The following is a 13960-nucleotide window of genomic DNA, read 5'->3' as shown; positions in this document are numbered from 1 at the left end:
TAGCTTAAATAAATCAACAAATTAGCCAAACATAAATCAATAACAAAGTATCGCATTGCGAAATTAATTTTCAAAATATATTGTTTTGCGTTCATCCTTTGATTACTATCGCTTCAAATATTGGTGATTTTACGAACATCACATTGATGTTTTTAGTATGTAGTAAAAGGACGAGACTATGATTCGAGATCAGGAAACCTTAAATCAACTTGTTGATATGATTCGACAATTTGTTGAAGGTGTCTTAATTCCTCATGAGAATGAAGTCGCTGAAACGGATGAAATTCCTCAAGAGATTGTTGAGCAAATGAAAGCTCTCGGCTTATTTGGTTTAACCATTCCTGAAGAATACGAAGGTCTTGGCCTAACAATGGAAGAAGAGGTCTATGTCGCTTTTGAATTAGGTCGTACTTCTCCTGCTTTTCGCTCTCTGATTGGAACCAATAATGGCATTGGCTCAAGTGGCCTGATTATTGATGGGACCGAAGCACAAAAATCATTTTTCTTGCCACGTTTAGCACGTGGTGAAGTGATCAGCTCTTTTTGCTTAACCGAACCGGATGCAGGTTCTGATGCGGCATCTTTAAAAACCAGTGCAGTAAAAGATGGTGATTTTTATATTTTAAATGGCACCAAACGCTTTATTACCAATGCACCTCATGCTGGTGTATTTACAGTCATGGCACGCACAAACTTTGACATTAAAGGTGCTGGCGGCATTTCTGCTTTTATCGTCGATAGCCAAACTCCGGGCATTTCTCTTGGCAAACGCGATAAAAAAATGGGGCAAAAAGGCGCACATACCTGTGACGTTATTTTTGAAAATTGCCGCATCCCTGCTTCGGCACTCATTGGTGGTGTTGAAGGTGTTGGTTTTAAAACTGCTATGAAAGTGCTGGATAAAGGCCGTTTGCATATTGCTGCCTTGAGTGTCGGCGCAGCAACACGAATGCTAGATGATTCTTTAAATTACGCCATCGAACGCAAGCAATTTGGACAACCAATTGCCGAATTCCAACTCATTCAAGCCATGCTTGCTGACTCGAAAGCTGAAATTTATGCCGCCAAATGTATGGTCTTAGACGCTGCACGCCTACGCGATGCAGGGCAAAACGTTAGCACCGAAGCTTCTTGCGCAAAAATGTTTGCAACCGAAATGTGTGGCCGCGTTGCTGATCGCTGCGTACAAATTCACGGCGGTGCGGGCTATATCAGTGAATATGCCATTGAACGTTTTTATCGAGATGTTCGTCTGTTCCGTCTTTATGAAGGGACCACTCAAATTCAACAAATGATTATTGCCCGAAACATGATTCGCGCTGCATCTTAATTAAATTTTAAGCACTTTAAAACGACTTGGAGTGCTTTTTATCAAATGTAGGTAATGGATTATGGCTACAAATTACAAAGAAGGTCTTTCTCGTATACAGCCTCATACGTGGAAAATAGCATTTATTTTTGCATTTCTAGCACTATTGGTAGATGGGGCAGATTTGATGCTGCTGTCTTATAGCTTAAATAGTATTAAGGCAGATTTTGGATTAAATTCAGTACAAGCAGGTATGCTTGGCAGTTTTACATTGGCAGGTATGGCTGTTGGTGGAATTTTTGGGGGATGGGCATGCGATAAATTTGGTCGCGTGCGCATTGTGGTTATTTCTATTTTAACTTTCTCGCTCCTCACCTGTGGCTTAGGTTTCACCCAAAGCTTTCTTCAGTTTGGTATTTTAAGATTTTTTGCATCACTGGGTTTGGGTTCACTTTATATCGCCTGTAATACCCTCATGGCCGAATATGTTCCAACCCGTTATCGCACCACAGTACTTGGAACCTTACAAGCTGGCTGGACCGTTGGCTATATTGTTGCGACTTTGCTTGCAGGCTGGATTATTCCTGATCATGGCTGGCGCATGCTGTTTTATGTTGCGATTATTCCTGTTGTTATTGCTGTCCTCATGCATATTCTTGTACCAGAACCAGAAGCATGGCAAAAGTCTCGACTACAACAACCTGTTGTGGCTCAGAATGCTCAAAAAACTTCAGCATTTAAGCTTATTTTCCAAGATAAACGAAACCGTAATATGTTTATCTTATGGGCGTTAACGGCAGGCTTTTTACAGTTTGGCTACTATGGTGTAAATAACTGGATGCCTTCATATCTAGAAAGCGAACTGGGTATGAAGTTCAAAGAAATGACGGCTTATATGGTAGGTACATATACCGCTATGATTTTAGGTAAAGTTCTTGCGGGTATGATGGCCGATAAATTAGGGCGTCGCTTTACCTATGCTTTTGGTGCAATTGGTACTGCTATTTTCCTACCTTTGATCGTTTTTTATAACTCACCAAGCAACATTTTATATTTACTGGTCACCTTTGGTTTCCTCTACGGCATCCCGTATGGCGTAAATGCAACCTACATGACCGAAAGCTTTGCGACAGCTATTCGCGGTACAGCCATTGGTGGTGCTTATAACGTCGGACGTTTAGGCGCTGCATTAGCCCCTGCAACGATTGGTTTCTTAGCCTCTGGCGGCTCAATTGGGTTAGGCTTTGTCGTCATGGGTGCTGCCTACCTCATTTGTGGTGTGATACCAGCCCTATTCATTAAAGAAAAAATATACGACCCTCAAAAGTCGTAAAAGATCCATCACAAAAAATCCTATAGGTCCTATGACTATAGGATTGATGGTCTAACGATCTAAACATGTGTTTTAGATGGTTAGCAGGAAATAAGGAATTTACTCCTCAAAGTTACTCTTTATTTCCACATATGTAGAGTTTATTACTCTTCATTTTAATTTTTTAGGTAAGCTTAGCTCCCAAGGGAGCTAAGCTTAAAAATATATTGGCCTAAACTATCTTTAAGGTCGTTCACCCTGCCCCAAACGGCGTTCAATATCATCTAAAACATTTGGCAAATCAGCGACACTATCAATCACATAGTGAGCGCCCGACGCATTCATTTTTTGGTATGCCTTATCTTTTAGAACAATCTGTTCATCGGCCGATAATGCGCTCCACTCTTCATAGCTTAAACCGACTTCATTGCCACTAATCGCAAGCCCGACTGTCCAGCACCCTGCGTTTAAACCTTCGTCAATTCCCACCACAGTATCATCTACTTTTACAACAGTTTTGATGTCAGATACATCGAGTTGAATTAAGTTCTTCCACAACATTTCAGGATATGGTCGGCCAAATTTCACGTCACTTGCCGTAACGATACAGTCCGGTCGATAACCCTGATCGGCAGCATCTTTAACCAAACGACCAATCATCATGGATGCATATCCTGTATTACTACCAATTTTTGCACCACGCTTTTTAATATTTTCAAACGTTTCCAATGCGCCCGGAATTAAAGCAGAACATGTTGGAATCGATTTTAACTGATACGGAATAAAGTCTTTATATAAACGGTCAATATCTGCTTCAGTTGCAGCTTGCCCATATACTTCCTGCCATGCCGCTGCCACACGTGGCATTTTTAAAACTGCTGCAATATGGTCGCGTTTTTCTAAGCCCACTGGGGCACGCGCTTCTTCAACCGTAATTTCAACTTTATTGTCTTTAAATAAAGCCATAAAAGCCAAAATTGGTGCGCGTGAGCCAAAATCTACTGTTGTACCAGCCCAGTCAAAAACCACAGCCTGAATTTGTGTATTGTTGGTTGTCATGATGTATTCCCCTTAATTTAATAAAAATTATGCTGTTACAGCTTGGTTTAGGTGGTTTTCGCAGTAGCTGGCAATCGCAGCAAGAAGCCCTTCAATATCTTGAATATAAACTTCGCCAATATTGCCAATACGGAAGCAGTTGAGATCTGTGACTTTGCCCGGATAAATTACATAACCTGATTTTTTCAGGGTTTCATAAAATGACTGGAAGCTAAATGTCTCGGCTGTTGGGTACAGAAAAGTGGTAATGATGGGTGATTGTGGGCACTCTTCACCGAGTACCAATTCAAAGCCCAGTTGTTGCATACCTTTAGATAAAGTTTGTTGGTTCTGTAAATAACGTTGATAACGTGCAGCAACACCGCCTTCTGTCTCAAGCTCAAGTAATGCTTGATAAAATGCACGTACCACATGGGTTGGCGAGGTAAAACGCCATTTACCGTTATGCTGCTCCATCGTATTCCACTGGTCATACAAATCGAGACTGACCGAACGTGCCAAGCCTTTACATGCTTCTAGGCAATCACGCTTTGCCAAAATAAAGCCAAAGCCCGGAACACCTTGAATACATTTATTTGCACTTGAAATTAGAAAATCAATTTCAAGCTCAGCCATATCCATAGGTACTCCACCAAATGAACTCATGGCATCCACAATCCAGATTTTTCCTGCTGCTTTAACTAAACGGCCAATGTCTTGAATCGGATTTAAAATACCAGTGGTGGTTTCACAGTGCACACAAGCAACATGGCTAATGGTTTTATCTTCTAAAACGCGCTCAATCTCTTGTAAATCTGGTGTTTGAGTTTCTAAATAGTTCAGCTCTACAACTTCAATATTTAAGCAACGCGCCATTTGCACCATACGTGCACCATATGCGCCGTTATTAATGATCAAGATTTTGCCATCACGCGGAATAGCTGAACCAAGTACAGACTCCACAGCAAAGCTTCCACTGCCTTGCATTAACACAGCCGTATATTTTTCAGGTTGACTGGTCGCCAAGTTGACTAGACGAGAGCGGATATCTTGTACCAGTGAGTTGTATTCTTGGTCCCAAGTACACCAGTCTTTTTGCATTGCACGGCGTACTGTTGCCGATGTTGATAATGGTCCTGGAGTAAGAAGCAAATACTTGTTCTCTAAATCCATATCGAGTTGGGGTTGCATGTTCATAATGTTACTCATTTCTTTCGCGTTCACTTCAATATACATCAATCTGGTTTAAACCAGATGACAAACTAGTAAATATTTTGTTCTAATATTTCTTTCATAAAGCCAGCCCCTGTAGTCATGCCTTTGCCAGCAATCGCACTCACCAGAAAGATATTTTTTTCAGCTTCAGTGACACAGGCCAACTCATGTTCATGGGTCAGGTAATAACCATTCCAACGTTTTTGAATTGGAGGTAAATTCAGCCCTAGTTTTTCATGGCAGTACGTTTGAATAAACTCATTAATCTCTTCACGCTGCTCGAACTGAGGCGCTTCATTAATAGAATAATATTCGTGACTATCGCCCACGATCAGTTCACCAAATTCGTTTTGTTTAATCAGAATATGAATACCGAATTCTTTAATGAAACCCTGCTGTGATGCTTTAACTAGCTCGGCATGACTTGGGCAAATTTCAAAAGCCGGATAACGTGAAATAGATAAGCCTGAATAAAGAGAAGCATTTAAGTTTTGGTGAAACGGTTGAGTCAGAGCCATTTGTAGGCCACAACGTTTCAGATTCAAACTTTGTAAGAGATCTGGATATAAAACATCGATGACTTCACCGTGGCAGATCAAAACTTTATTTGCCCGATATGCCTCGCCACTTGCCAAACGAACCTGACAACTTTCCTGCTGATATTGGGTTTGAACAACACAGGCATTGGTATAAATCTCTACACCTTGACTTTGTGCATATGCCAATAGTCGTTGCCCAACCACATGGGGTTCGACCGAATAATCTTCTTCAAAAACCAAGCCGCCTTGAAACTGCTGCGCGGGGTTTAAATAAGAAAATTGGGTGACCAGTTCATCATGTTTTAGCAAATGAACTGGAATTTGGTAATTATTTGCACGCTCGGCAAACTCATTTAAAACTTGCCATTCAAGTGCCGTATTTGCCAGATAGACTCCTTGGCGTTGAGCAAACGAAATATCAGTTTCAGTTTGAATACGCTGATAAAAAGAACGCGTTTCAAGCGCGTACTTTCGCCACTGTTGCTCTGGATGGGTTAAGGTCGATGTTCCGACCATGCCGAAATTACGGCGAGTTGCGCCCACAGGCTTGGCATTTTTCTCGAAGATGCAAACTTTCAAGCCTTGTTCTTGTGCCTGTATTGCAGCGGACAAACCTAAAATACCGGCTCCGACAACAATTAAATCAAACTGTGCATTATTCATAAGACTTCCAATTTGCGAAATTTAGGATGAATAAACCCTTGCCTTGTTGAACAAAGCATTTCGTTTCAGTCGGTTAAATAAAAATTGTGTTTAGCTAAAACTTAGTGAGCGCTTTCACGCCATTGCTGACTTCTTGCCATAATTTTTCTGGTAAATAACCAATGAATGAGTTTTACAACACATGAGGTGGTTAAAATCAAAATGCTCATCGCAACAGCAGCAACCGTGTCTCCCGCATCATCCATATTTAAAACAGCTACCGCAGCTAAACTGGTGTCTGGTGAATAGAGGAAAATGGCAGCCGATACAGTGGTCATGGCATTCACAAAAATATAGACCGATACATCGCATAGCGCTGGAAAACACATAGGCAAATACACTTTCCAAAAGGTTTTCCACTTCGATGTACCTAAAGTTTGTGCTGCTTGGTCGAGCTGTAGCGGAATTTGTTTAATCGCATTGGTTAAAGTCAGATGTGGCACGGTGTAATAATGCACAATGGTTGAAATCACCAAAATGGTCATGGTTCCATACAGCACGTTTAACGGATTACTCTGCTGGTTAAAAAACAAAATATAAGCAATACCTAGAACCAGCCCCGGCACAGCAAGTGGTAATAAAACCAAAGCTTGCACATAGTTTTTAATAAGTGGATGTGCCTTAAAACGTTCGGTTAATAGTGCCACCATAAAAATCAGTGCTGTTCCAAAAACCGTACTAAAGAGTGCCATGCGAACCGAGTTAAAGTACGCTGCCCAACCGCCACCATCGACATATTCAAAACTGTAATGCGCTAAGGTCAAAGACAAATCATAAGGCCAAGACTGAATGAATGAAGCCAGCACTGCCGTAAAAATAATCAGTAAAATCGAACCTGAAACCAAACCACAAAATATGCTTAGAACAACTTCAAGTTTTTTATTCGATGCTGAAACATAAGGTTTAGTCTGAAAGGCTTGAAACCGTGCATGCCGCTTGCTTTGTATTCGATCAAAAATAAATACAAACACTGCTGGTAGCAACAATAAGATGGAAATCACCGCACCCATGCTCATATTTTGCTGACCAATAATCTGTTTATAGACATCAAGGGCCATCATGTTAAATGAACCGCCAATGACTTTCGGAATTCCGAAATCGGTCAGCACATAAATAAAAGCCACCAAACTTGCGCTGATGAGTCCATAACGAATTGCAGGTAGCGTAACGTGATAATGCGTCTTCCAGATATTTTTGCCCAGTGACAAAGATGCCTCAATTAAACGCTGATCGACACTGCGAAAAGACACCATCATCAACATTAAAATTGCTGGAAATAGCCAAAAGCAGTAGCTGATTAAAATACCGATTGGACCATAAATTTGTATATCGCCCAGCAAAGGTTTAAACACACCTTGCTTACCAAACAAATAAACCAATGCCAAAGAAGGCAAAAGTGATGGCGCTAAAATCGGTAAAAAAGCCACTAATTTAAAGAAGCCTTTGCCTTTTATATTTACATTGGTGAGTGCAAAAGCATAAATACTGGCAAGAAATACTGTAATGATAGTAGCAGCACAGGCAACCCACACCGAGTTAAATACGGAACTGAGTAAAGCTGGACTATCAAAATAATTATAAAAATTTTCAAGACCAACAAAATTTTGATTTTCATCAAAAAATGCAGTTTCAAACAACATCATTAAAGGAGCAATAATCGCTAAAGTTAAAGCAATTGCAACGGCTGCTAAAGCAACATTTGATCTTAATGAATATTCAGTTTTTCGACGCGGCTGTGTTTTTAAAACCGCTGAAGCAGCTTCATTTAACATAGTGCGTACCCTTGTTCGTCAAAGACATGGATGAGCTGATTAGGCACTTTTATAAACATCAGTTCTTGTAAAGATTTGAACTTGGTATTTTCAATTTCAATTTGCAAAAGGTGTTTTGCCTGCTCAATTCCATCGATATGAATAGCGCAAAATAAACGACGCTTGGCACCTAAAAATTCAGTGCTTAATACTTTAATTGGCAAATACAACGACTCTTTATCACTACCGAAATCATCAACCAACTCGACAGCTTCGGGTCTAAAACCAATGCTGTAGTTTTGCCCAGCTTTAAGTTTTTGCTGTTCCAAATTTAGAGGAATAAAACCTAAAACCTCGAGCTGATTCGGTACAACGCAAGTGGCTTTTAAAAAATTCATGGTACCAATAAACTTGGCAACGAATTGGGTTTGTGGCTTGTAGTAAATATTGTGCGGCGTATCAATTTGCTCAATGACACCATGATTCATGACTACAACACGGTCAGAAATGCTTAATGCTTCTTCTTGGTCATGTGTGACCATAATGGTTGGCAAATTAAGCTGCGTTTGAATCGAACGGATCTTTTGTCTTAGGTTTAGACGTACCTGAGCATCGAGTGCAGACAATGGTTCATCCAACAGTAAAATATCAGGCTTCGGCGCAATTGCCCGAGCAAGCGCAACACGTTGTTGCTGACCACCCGACAATTGGTTTGGATATTTTTTAGCAATATCAGGTAACTCAATCAGTTCTAATAACTGTTGAATCCGTTGGCTACGCTGTGATTTATCCCATCTTTTTTTGTCCAAGCCAAAAGCAATATTTTCTTCTACATTTAAGTTTGGAAATAACGCATAGTTCTGAAACACAATGCCGCAGTGACGCTTTTCAGCACTCAACAAGGTAATGTCTGCGCCCTTTTTTATAACCTTTCCATAATCAGGTTTTTCTAGACCCGCAATTATGCGTAGCAATGTGGTTTTACCGCATCCAGAAGGTCCCAAAAAGCTCACGAACTCGCCCGCTTTCAGGTCTAAATTAATATGCGCTAGGGCCTGAAAGTGTTGGAACTTTTTTTGAATATCCATCACTTCTAAAACTGAGGGGCCATGTTCAGGATATTTATAGGTCGTTAAGGTCGACAATAAATGCCCTGCTAACTCACCCTTTTGGTTTTGACCTAGCAGCGATGATTGCAATGACGAAGGTATTTGCATAATGAGGCCCTTATCCCAAAGATCACTTTTCAAAACGCTTTGACCATTCAGCCAAAATACGTTCACGCTGCTCGGCCGCCCAATAAAAATCATTTTTCACGAGCATTTGAGGAAGATTTTTCGGGAAGTCCATAGTAGTATTTTCAATGCCTTTATAGGCCACCATTGAAAAGTTATGGGCATAGGCTTCGTTTGCCGCTTTGCTTACCGACCAATTTATAAATTTTTGCGCGCTACTTAATTTCTTGGTTCCTTTCACAATTGCTGAGGCTTCCATTTCCCAGCCTAAACCTTCAGTTGGATAAACCACTTCTAAAGGCGCACCCTCTGCTTTTAATTTAAATGCCGGATAGCCGAAAGAAATACCAATTGGGATTTCGCCCTGTGCTGCCATCTTGCAAGGTTTTGAACCAGAATGAGGATATTGTGAAATGTTTTTATCCAAAGCCTGCATATAATCCCATGCCTGCTTTTCACCCCAAATTTGTATCCAAGCCGTGACATCTAAATAGCCTGTGCCACTCGAAGCCGGATTTGGCATCACAATCAGGTTTTTATAAATGGGGTTGGTTAAATCTTTCCAAGCTTTTGGAATCGGTAACTTACGCTTTTCTAATTCGACTTTATTGACACAAATTGCAGATTCCCATGCATCCATACCCGTCCAAGTCGGTACAGGTTTTTGACTTACAAATTCTGGTTTTAAATTTTCAATGCCTTCTGGTTTGAAAGGCTCAAGCATGTCCTTCTTTTCCATGACCAGCAAACTGGTTAAAGCCACACCAAAAACCACATCTGCTTGTGGGTTTTTCTGCTCTGCCAAAAGTTTAGCAGTGATCACACCAGTTGAATCACGTACCCATTTTACTTTGAGTTCAGGATAGGCTTTATGTAATTCTTCTTGGTACTGTTTAAGCTGGTCGGCTTCCACTGCCGTATAGACTGTAATTTCTTCTGATTGTTTTGATGTTGCTGATGAACATCCCATTTGAATAGCGATCACCACACTTAAAACTGATGCAGTGCCGAGTTTAATTGTCTGTTGAACATACTGTTTCATCTGCAAACCATCGAATGCAATTATTTGATGATCGTATTTCAACAGCTTTATATGACAGTTTAATTAATCTGGTTTAAACCAGATTGTGTTTTTATGCTCGCGCTTCGAAATGTAAATCTAAAACATCATGTAGCCAATATTCTTGGTCAACATCGGTAATCACGCCTTCTTCATTTCTGTTGCTACGGCAAATATATAAACCAAGCGCGCCCACATTCACATGCAGTGCTTTGGCCTGCTGTTCCGATAAAGCGGTTGGATAGAGGTTAATGTCAGCTCTGGTGATATGGCAGTTATATTGATTTGCCATCAGTAAAGTAATGGATTGCTTGAGATCGTGAGTTAGAAACTCAGGGAAAAGCTCGGCGTTCACCCTTAAATGTTCAACCAAAACAGGTCGACCATTAATACAACGACGTCGCCAAACTGAATAAATCGGATGCCCTTTTTCAACTTTTAAATGCTTGGCATCCCAAGAAGTGGCCTGAGTCAGTTCACTCGAAATCACTTCTGTCGAAGGTTCATAGCCTTGTTCAATCACAAACTGATTAAAGTTTTTTGTCGATTGCGGGTGATAAATAATACGAGGAGAACGAACATACCAACCACGACGGTCTAATCGATAAATCAGGCCATCAGTTTCCAAAGCCAGTAAAGCTTCACGTGCAGCCACGCGAGTGGTTTGAAATTGTTCAGAAAGCACTCTTTCCGAAGGGAGTTTTGCGTGGGCTTCTAATACGCCAGATTCAATATCGTGGGCAATTGCATCGCGGATAGGAATATATTTAGGTATGCGTGCTTGGTCCTGTTCCATACAAACTTAGAATTTATAAATAAAGAAATTAATAGCAATATACTGAAAAAATATGACAAAAGCTTTTATTAATGCTGATCTTTTAAGCAAAACAATCTCTTAAGCTAGTACGGCCCACTTAAATTTTTCTATAAAAAAAGAGCATTTGCATGCCCTTTTTATTTTTACTTAGCCTTTAGCTGGCGTGCTTAAAACTATCAATTTGCTTAATCTCATAAGGCAAACCGACATAGTTTTCAGCCAATGTGGTTTTACCCGCAATCGAACCCAGTACATAACTCAACTCGGCTTGTTTAATCTTATGATCAAACTCACTTTCAGTTTCAAAACGATGCAATAAATGAGTCATCCACCAAGAAAAACGCTCTGCTTTCCATACGCGTTGTAGGCATTTTTCAGAGTATTCATTTATCCCTTGTTCGGAACCTTCGGCATAATATTCAATGAGTGCGCTTGATAAATAAGCAATATCAGAGGCAGCGAGATTTAAGCCTTTTGCTCCAGTCGGTGGAACAATATGCGCAGCATCACCTGCTAAAAATAGTTTTCCGAAACGCATTGGTTCGGTCACAAAGCTACGTAACGGCGCGATACTTTTTTCAATAGAAGGTCCTGTCACTAACTTTTCACGGCTTTCAGGGTCTAGACGGTTTTTTAGCTCGTCCCAGAACTTTTCATCGGACCAGTCTTCTACATGATCTGTTAAAGGGACTTGTAAATAATAACGGCTACGCGTTTCTGAACGCATACTACATAAAGCAAATCCACGTTCTGACTGTACGTAAATGAGTTCATCCGCTACAGGTGGAACATCGGCCAACACCCCTAACCAGCCAAACGGATAAACTTTTTCAAAGGTTTTAATTTTGTCTTCTGGCACACTGGCACGGCAGACACCGTGGTAACCATCACACCCTGCTATAAAGTCACACTGAATTTGAAAAGCTTTACCTTGGTACTCAAACTCAACTTTCGGTGCAGTGTAGAAATCTTTTACTTGTACATTTTGAGCTTCATAATATGAAGTGAGCTGTGCTGCTTCACGCGCAGTCATTAAATCTTTGGTGACTTCGGTCTGGCCATATACAGTCACTTGTTTTCCACCTGTGAGTGCAGCCAAATCAACCCGATGCAATTCACCATTGGTTAAGATTTCGATGCCTGAATGTGGTAATCCTTTTTCTTTTAAGTTTTGGTCAACGCCTGCTTGTTTAAGTAAATCGACCGAAACTTGCTCTAAAATTCCTGCACGAATCCGTGAAGCCACATATTCAGCACTACGTTGCTCAACAATAATATGATCGATGCCAGCTTTATATAGAAGTTGCCCAAGCAATAACCCTGCTGGTCCAGAACCAATAATTGCAACCTGTGTCTTTAAAATATCCATAACTTCATCCTTGTTTCATCCTGACTTTTAAATTACTGGCTTTAAGTTTTGTTCACTATGTATTCAAGACGAAAATAACCGTTTATCATTTAGTTTGTCCGAATAGCGGACAGAAACAACCAAAATAACAGGAATGAAAGGATGCCTTCTCTCGATGCTTTTCTAGAGCACCCGAACTCGCATGAGAAAATTCGTCAAGATGACTATATTGCAGGATTAGCAAAAGGCTTGGCTTTATTGGAAGCTTTTGGAACAGATCGGCAACGGCTTAATGTCACTCAAGTGGCTGAGCAAACCGGTATTAGTCGTACAGCAGCAAGGCGTTATCTAAAAACTTTAAAATACTTAGGCTATTTAGAGACAGATGAACATTACTTTTGGCTCACTCATCGCGTGCTGCGCTTTTCGAGTTCTTATTTAAGCTCTGCCCACCTGCCTAAAGTTGCTCAGTCATTTTTAAATCTTTTGTGTGCCCAGACATCTCTGACTTTTTCGATTGTGGTGTTAGACGATAACGAAGTGGTGCCGATTGCCCGTAGTTATTTACCACAGCAAGATAATTTGCGCGTTAGCCCTTATGGCATGCATTTAGGAAACCGTCTCCCTGCCCATGCCACTTCCACGGGTAAAGTATTGCTGGCAGCACTACCCGAAGAAGCCCAACATACGTGGGTAAAAAATTACGGTTTAAAACGCTTAACCCCATTTACCATTGTAGATGAGTCAAAGTTTTTTGAAGTGCTTAAGGGTATTTCGTTATCGGATTATTGTCTTTCTAAAGAAGAACATGAACTTGGCGTAATTGCGATTGCCGTGCCCGTTTTTAATGCACAAGGTCAAGCAGTGGCAGCACTTAACTGCATGTCTCAAACCAACCGAGTACAAGAAGATTATTTGGTTCAGCAAATTTTGCCATTGCTGCGTAACACGGCAAATGAACTTAGAAATGTAATTTAAATAGACTTAGAAACTCTTGTCATTAATTAGAGGTACAAGAGTTTCAGTTCATGATTTTAAATGGCGAATTCTTTCACTTGCTGGCTTGCCAAATCTAAAGCGTTGCTGCGATAGGCCTGCATGTCTAAGCCTTCTGCATAGATAAAATCGATGTCATGAATGCCCATTAGCCCTAACACTGCTTTGAGATAAGGCGTGACTGCCTCAGTTTCTTGGCCGACATGAATACCCCCCCGACTGCTTACCACCACAGCTTTTACGCCTTCAACCAAACCTTGAGGATAAGTTTCGGTATAGCGGAATGTTTGTCTTGCTCGTGCCACCAAATCAAACCAGTTTTTAAGTTGAGTCGGCACATTTAAGTTGTACATGGGTGCACCAATGACCAATAAATCAGTATTTTTTAATTCAGCAATTAATTCGTCCGATAAAGCAACAATCTGTTGAATGTCTTGATTTATATTTTCAGCCCCACGCAGCGCTTGGAAAATTTCCAGATCTAATACAGGCAGGTTCATTTCAGCTAAATTGCGTATGGTAATGTCATCTTGCAAACCTTGGTCTTTTCGATGTTCAAGCATTACATCAATTAAGCGATTGGTTTGTGAACCCTCACCCATAATGCTGGATTTTAATACCAATATTTTAGCCATGAC

General features: G+C 40.6%; 12 protein-coding genes. 3 read left to right on the top strand and 9 right to left on the bottom strand.

Annotated features, from left to right (window positions below; all coding sequences use genetic code 11):
* Window positions 1-178: 178 nt before the first annotated feature.
* Both EGS71_RS20805 and EGS71_RS20800 read left to right on the top strand, forming a co-directional pair.
* Window positions 179-1330, top strand: a complete 1152-nt coding sequence (locus tag EGS71_RS20805) for an acyl-CoA dehydrogenase family protein (RefSeq protein ID WP_000617434.1) — start codon at window positions 179-181, stop codon at window positions 1328-1330.
* Between the two features lie 61 nt (window positions 1331-1391).
* Entirely contained in the window at window positions 1392-2642 is a 1251-nt protein-coding gene (locus EGS71_RS20800) for an MFS transporter (protein WP_000224805.1), read from the top strand.
* Between the two features lie 222 nt (window positions 2643-2864).
* Here the strand turns inward: EGS71_RS20800 and phnX are convergent, their stop codons facing one another.
* The 8 genes from phnX to pobA all read right to left on the bottom strand — a co-directional run bounded on the left by phnX (window position 2865) and on the right by pobA (window position 12347).
* Window positions 2865-3680 carry a phosphonoacetaldehyde hydrolase gene (gene phnX / locus EGS71_RS20795; RefSeq protein WP_000210537.1) on the bottom strand — a complete coding sequence of 272 codons (816 nt, stop codon included), beginning with the start codon at window positions 3678-3680 and terminating at the stop codon, window positions 2865-2867.
* 27 nt (window positions 3681-3707) lie between these two features.
* The gene (gene phnW / locus EGS71_RS20790) at window positions 3708-4895 is read right to left on the bottom strand and encodes a 2-aminoethylphosphonate--pyruvate transaminase (protein WP_000275190.1); all 1188 of its coding nucleotides are present in this window, start codon (window positions 4893-4895) and stop codon (window positions 3708-3710) included.
* Between the two features lie 26 nt (window positions 4896-4921).
* Window positions 4922-6076: a TIGR03364 family FAD-dependent oxidoreductase gene (locus tag EGS71_RS20785; protein ID WP_001057862.1), complete on the bottom strand. Its 1155-nt coding sequence runs from the start codon at window positions 6074-6076 to the stop codon at window positions 4922-4924.
* 101 nt (window positions 6077-6177) lie between these two features.
* Window positions 6178-7887, bottom strand: coding sequence for a putative 2-aminoethylphosphonate ABC transporter permease subunit (locus EGS71_RS20780; protein ID WP_000930942.1), 1710 nt, complete (start codon window positions 7885-7887; stop codon window positions 6178-6180).
* Window positions 7881-9083 (bottom strand): ABC transporter ATP-binding protein, encoded by a 1203-nt coding sequence (locus EGS71_RS20775; RefSeq protein WP_001166816.1) that lies wholly within the window; start codon window positions 9081-9083, stop codon window positions 7881-7883. The genes EGS71_RS20780 and EGS71_RS20775 overlap by 7 nt, the downstream gene beginning before the upstream one ends.
* A 22-nt stretch (window positions 9084-9105) precedes the next feature.
* Window positions 9106-10143 (bottom strand): putative 2-aminoethylphosphonate ABC transporter substrate-binding protein, encoded by a 1038-nt coding sequence (locus EGS71_RS20770; protein ID WP_000816409.1) that lies wholly within the window; start codon window positions 10141-10143, stop codon window positions 9106-9108.
* Between the two features lie 91 nt (window positions 10144-10234).
* Entirely contained in the window at window positions 10235-10957 is a 723-nt protein-coding gene (locus tag EGS71_RS20765) for a UTRA domain-containing protein (RefSeq protein WP_000434318.1), read from the bottom strand.
* A gap of 175 nt (window positions 10958-11132) precedes the next feature.
* Window positions 11133-12347, bottom strand: a complete 1215-nt coding sequence (gene pobA, locus EGS71_RS20760) for a 4-hydroxybenzoate 3-monooxygenase (protein WP_000353521.1) — start codon at window positions 12345-12347, stop codon at window positions 11133-11135.
* Window positions 12348-12488: 141 nt separating this feature from the next.
* Here pobA and pobR point away from each other — a divergent pair, with 141 nt between their 5' ends.
* The gene (gene pobR / locus EGS71_RS20755; RefSeq protein WP_002009185.1) at window positions 12489-13304 is read left to right on the top strand and encodes an IclR family transcriptional regulator PobR; all 816 of its coding nucleotides are present in this window, start codon (window positions 12489-12491) and stop codon (window positions 13302-13304) included.
* A gap of 56 nt (window positions 13305-13360) precedes the next feature.
* Here pobR and EGS71_RS20750 read toward each other — a convergent pair whose 3' ends face one another.
* A complete protein-coding gene (locus EGS71_RS20750) occupies window positions 13361-13957 on the bottom strand; it encodes an NAD(P)H-dependent oxidoreductase (RefSeq protein WP_001062875.1) in 597 nt (198 codons plus the stop codon).
* Window positions 13958-13960 lie beyond the last annotated feature (3 nt).

Source organism: Acinetobacter sp. FDAARGOS_559, assembly GCF_003940475.1.
GTDB classification, from domain to species: Bacteria; Pseudomonadota; Gammaproteobacteria; order Pseudomonadales; family Moraxellaceae; genus Acinetobacter; species Acinetobacter baumannii.
This window is presented reverse-complemented; position numbering and strand designations above follow the sequence as displayed.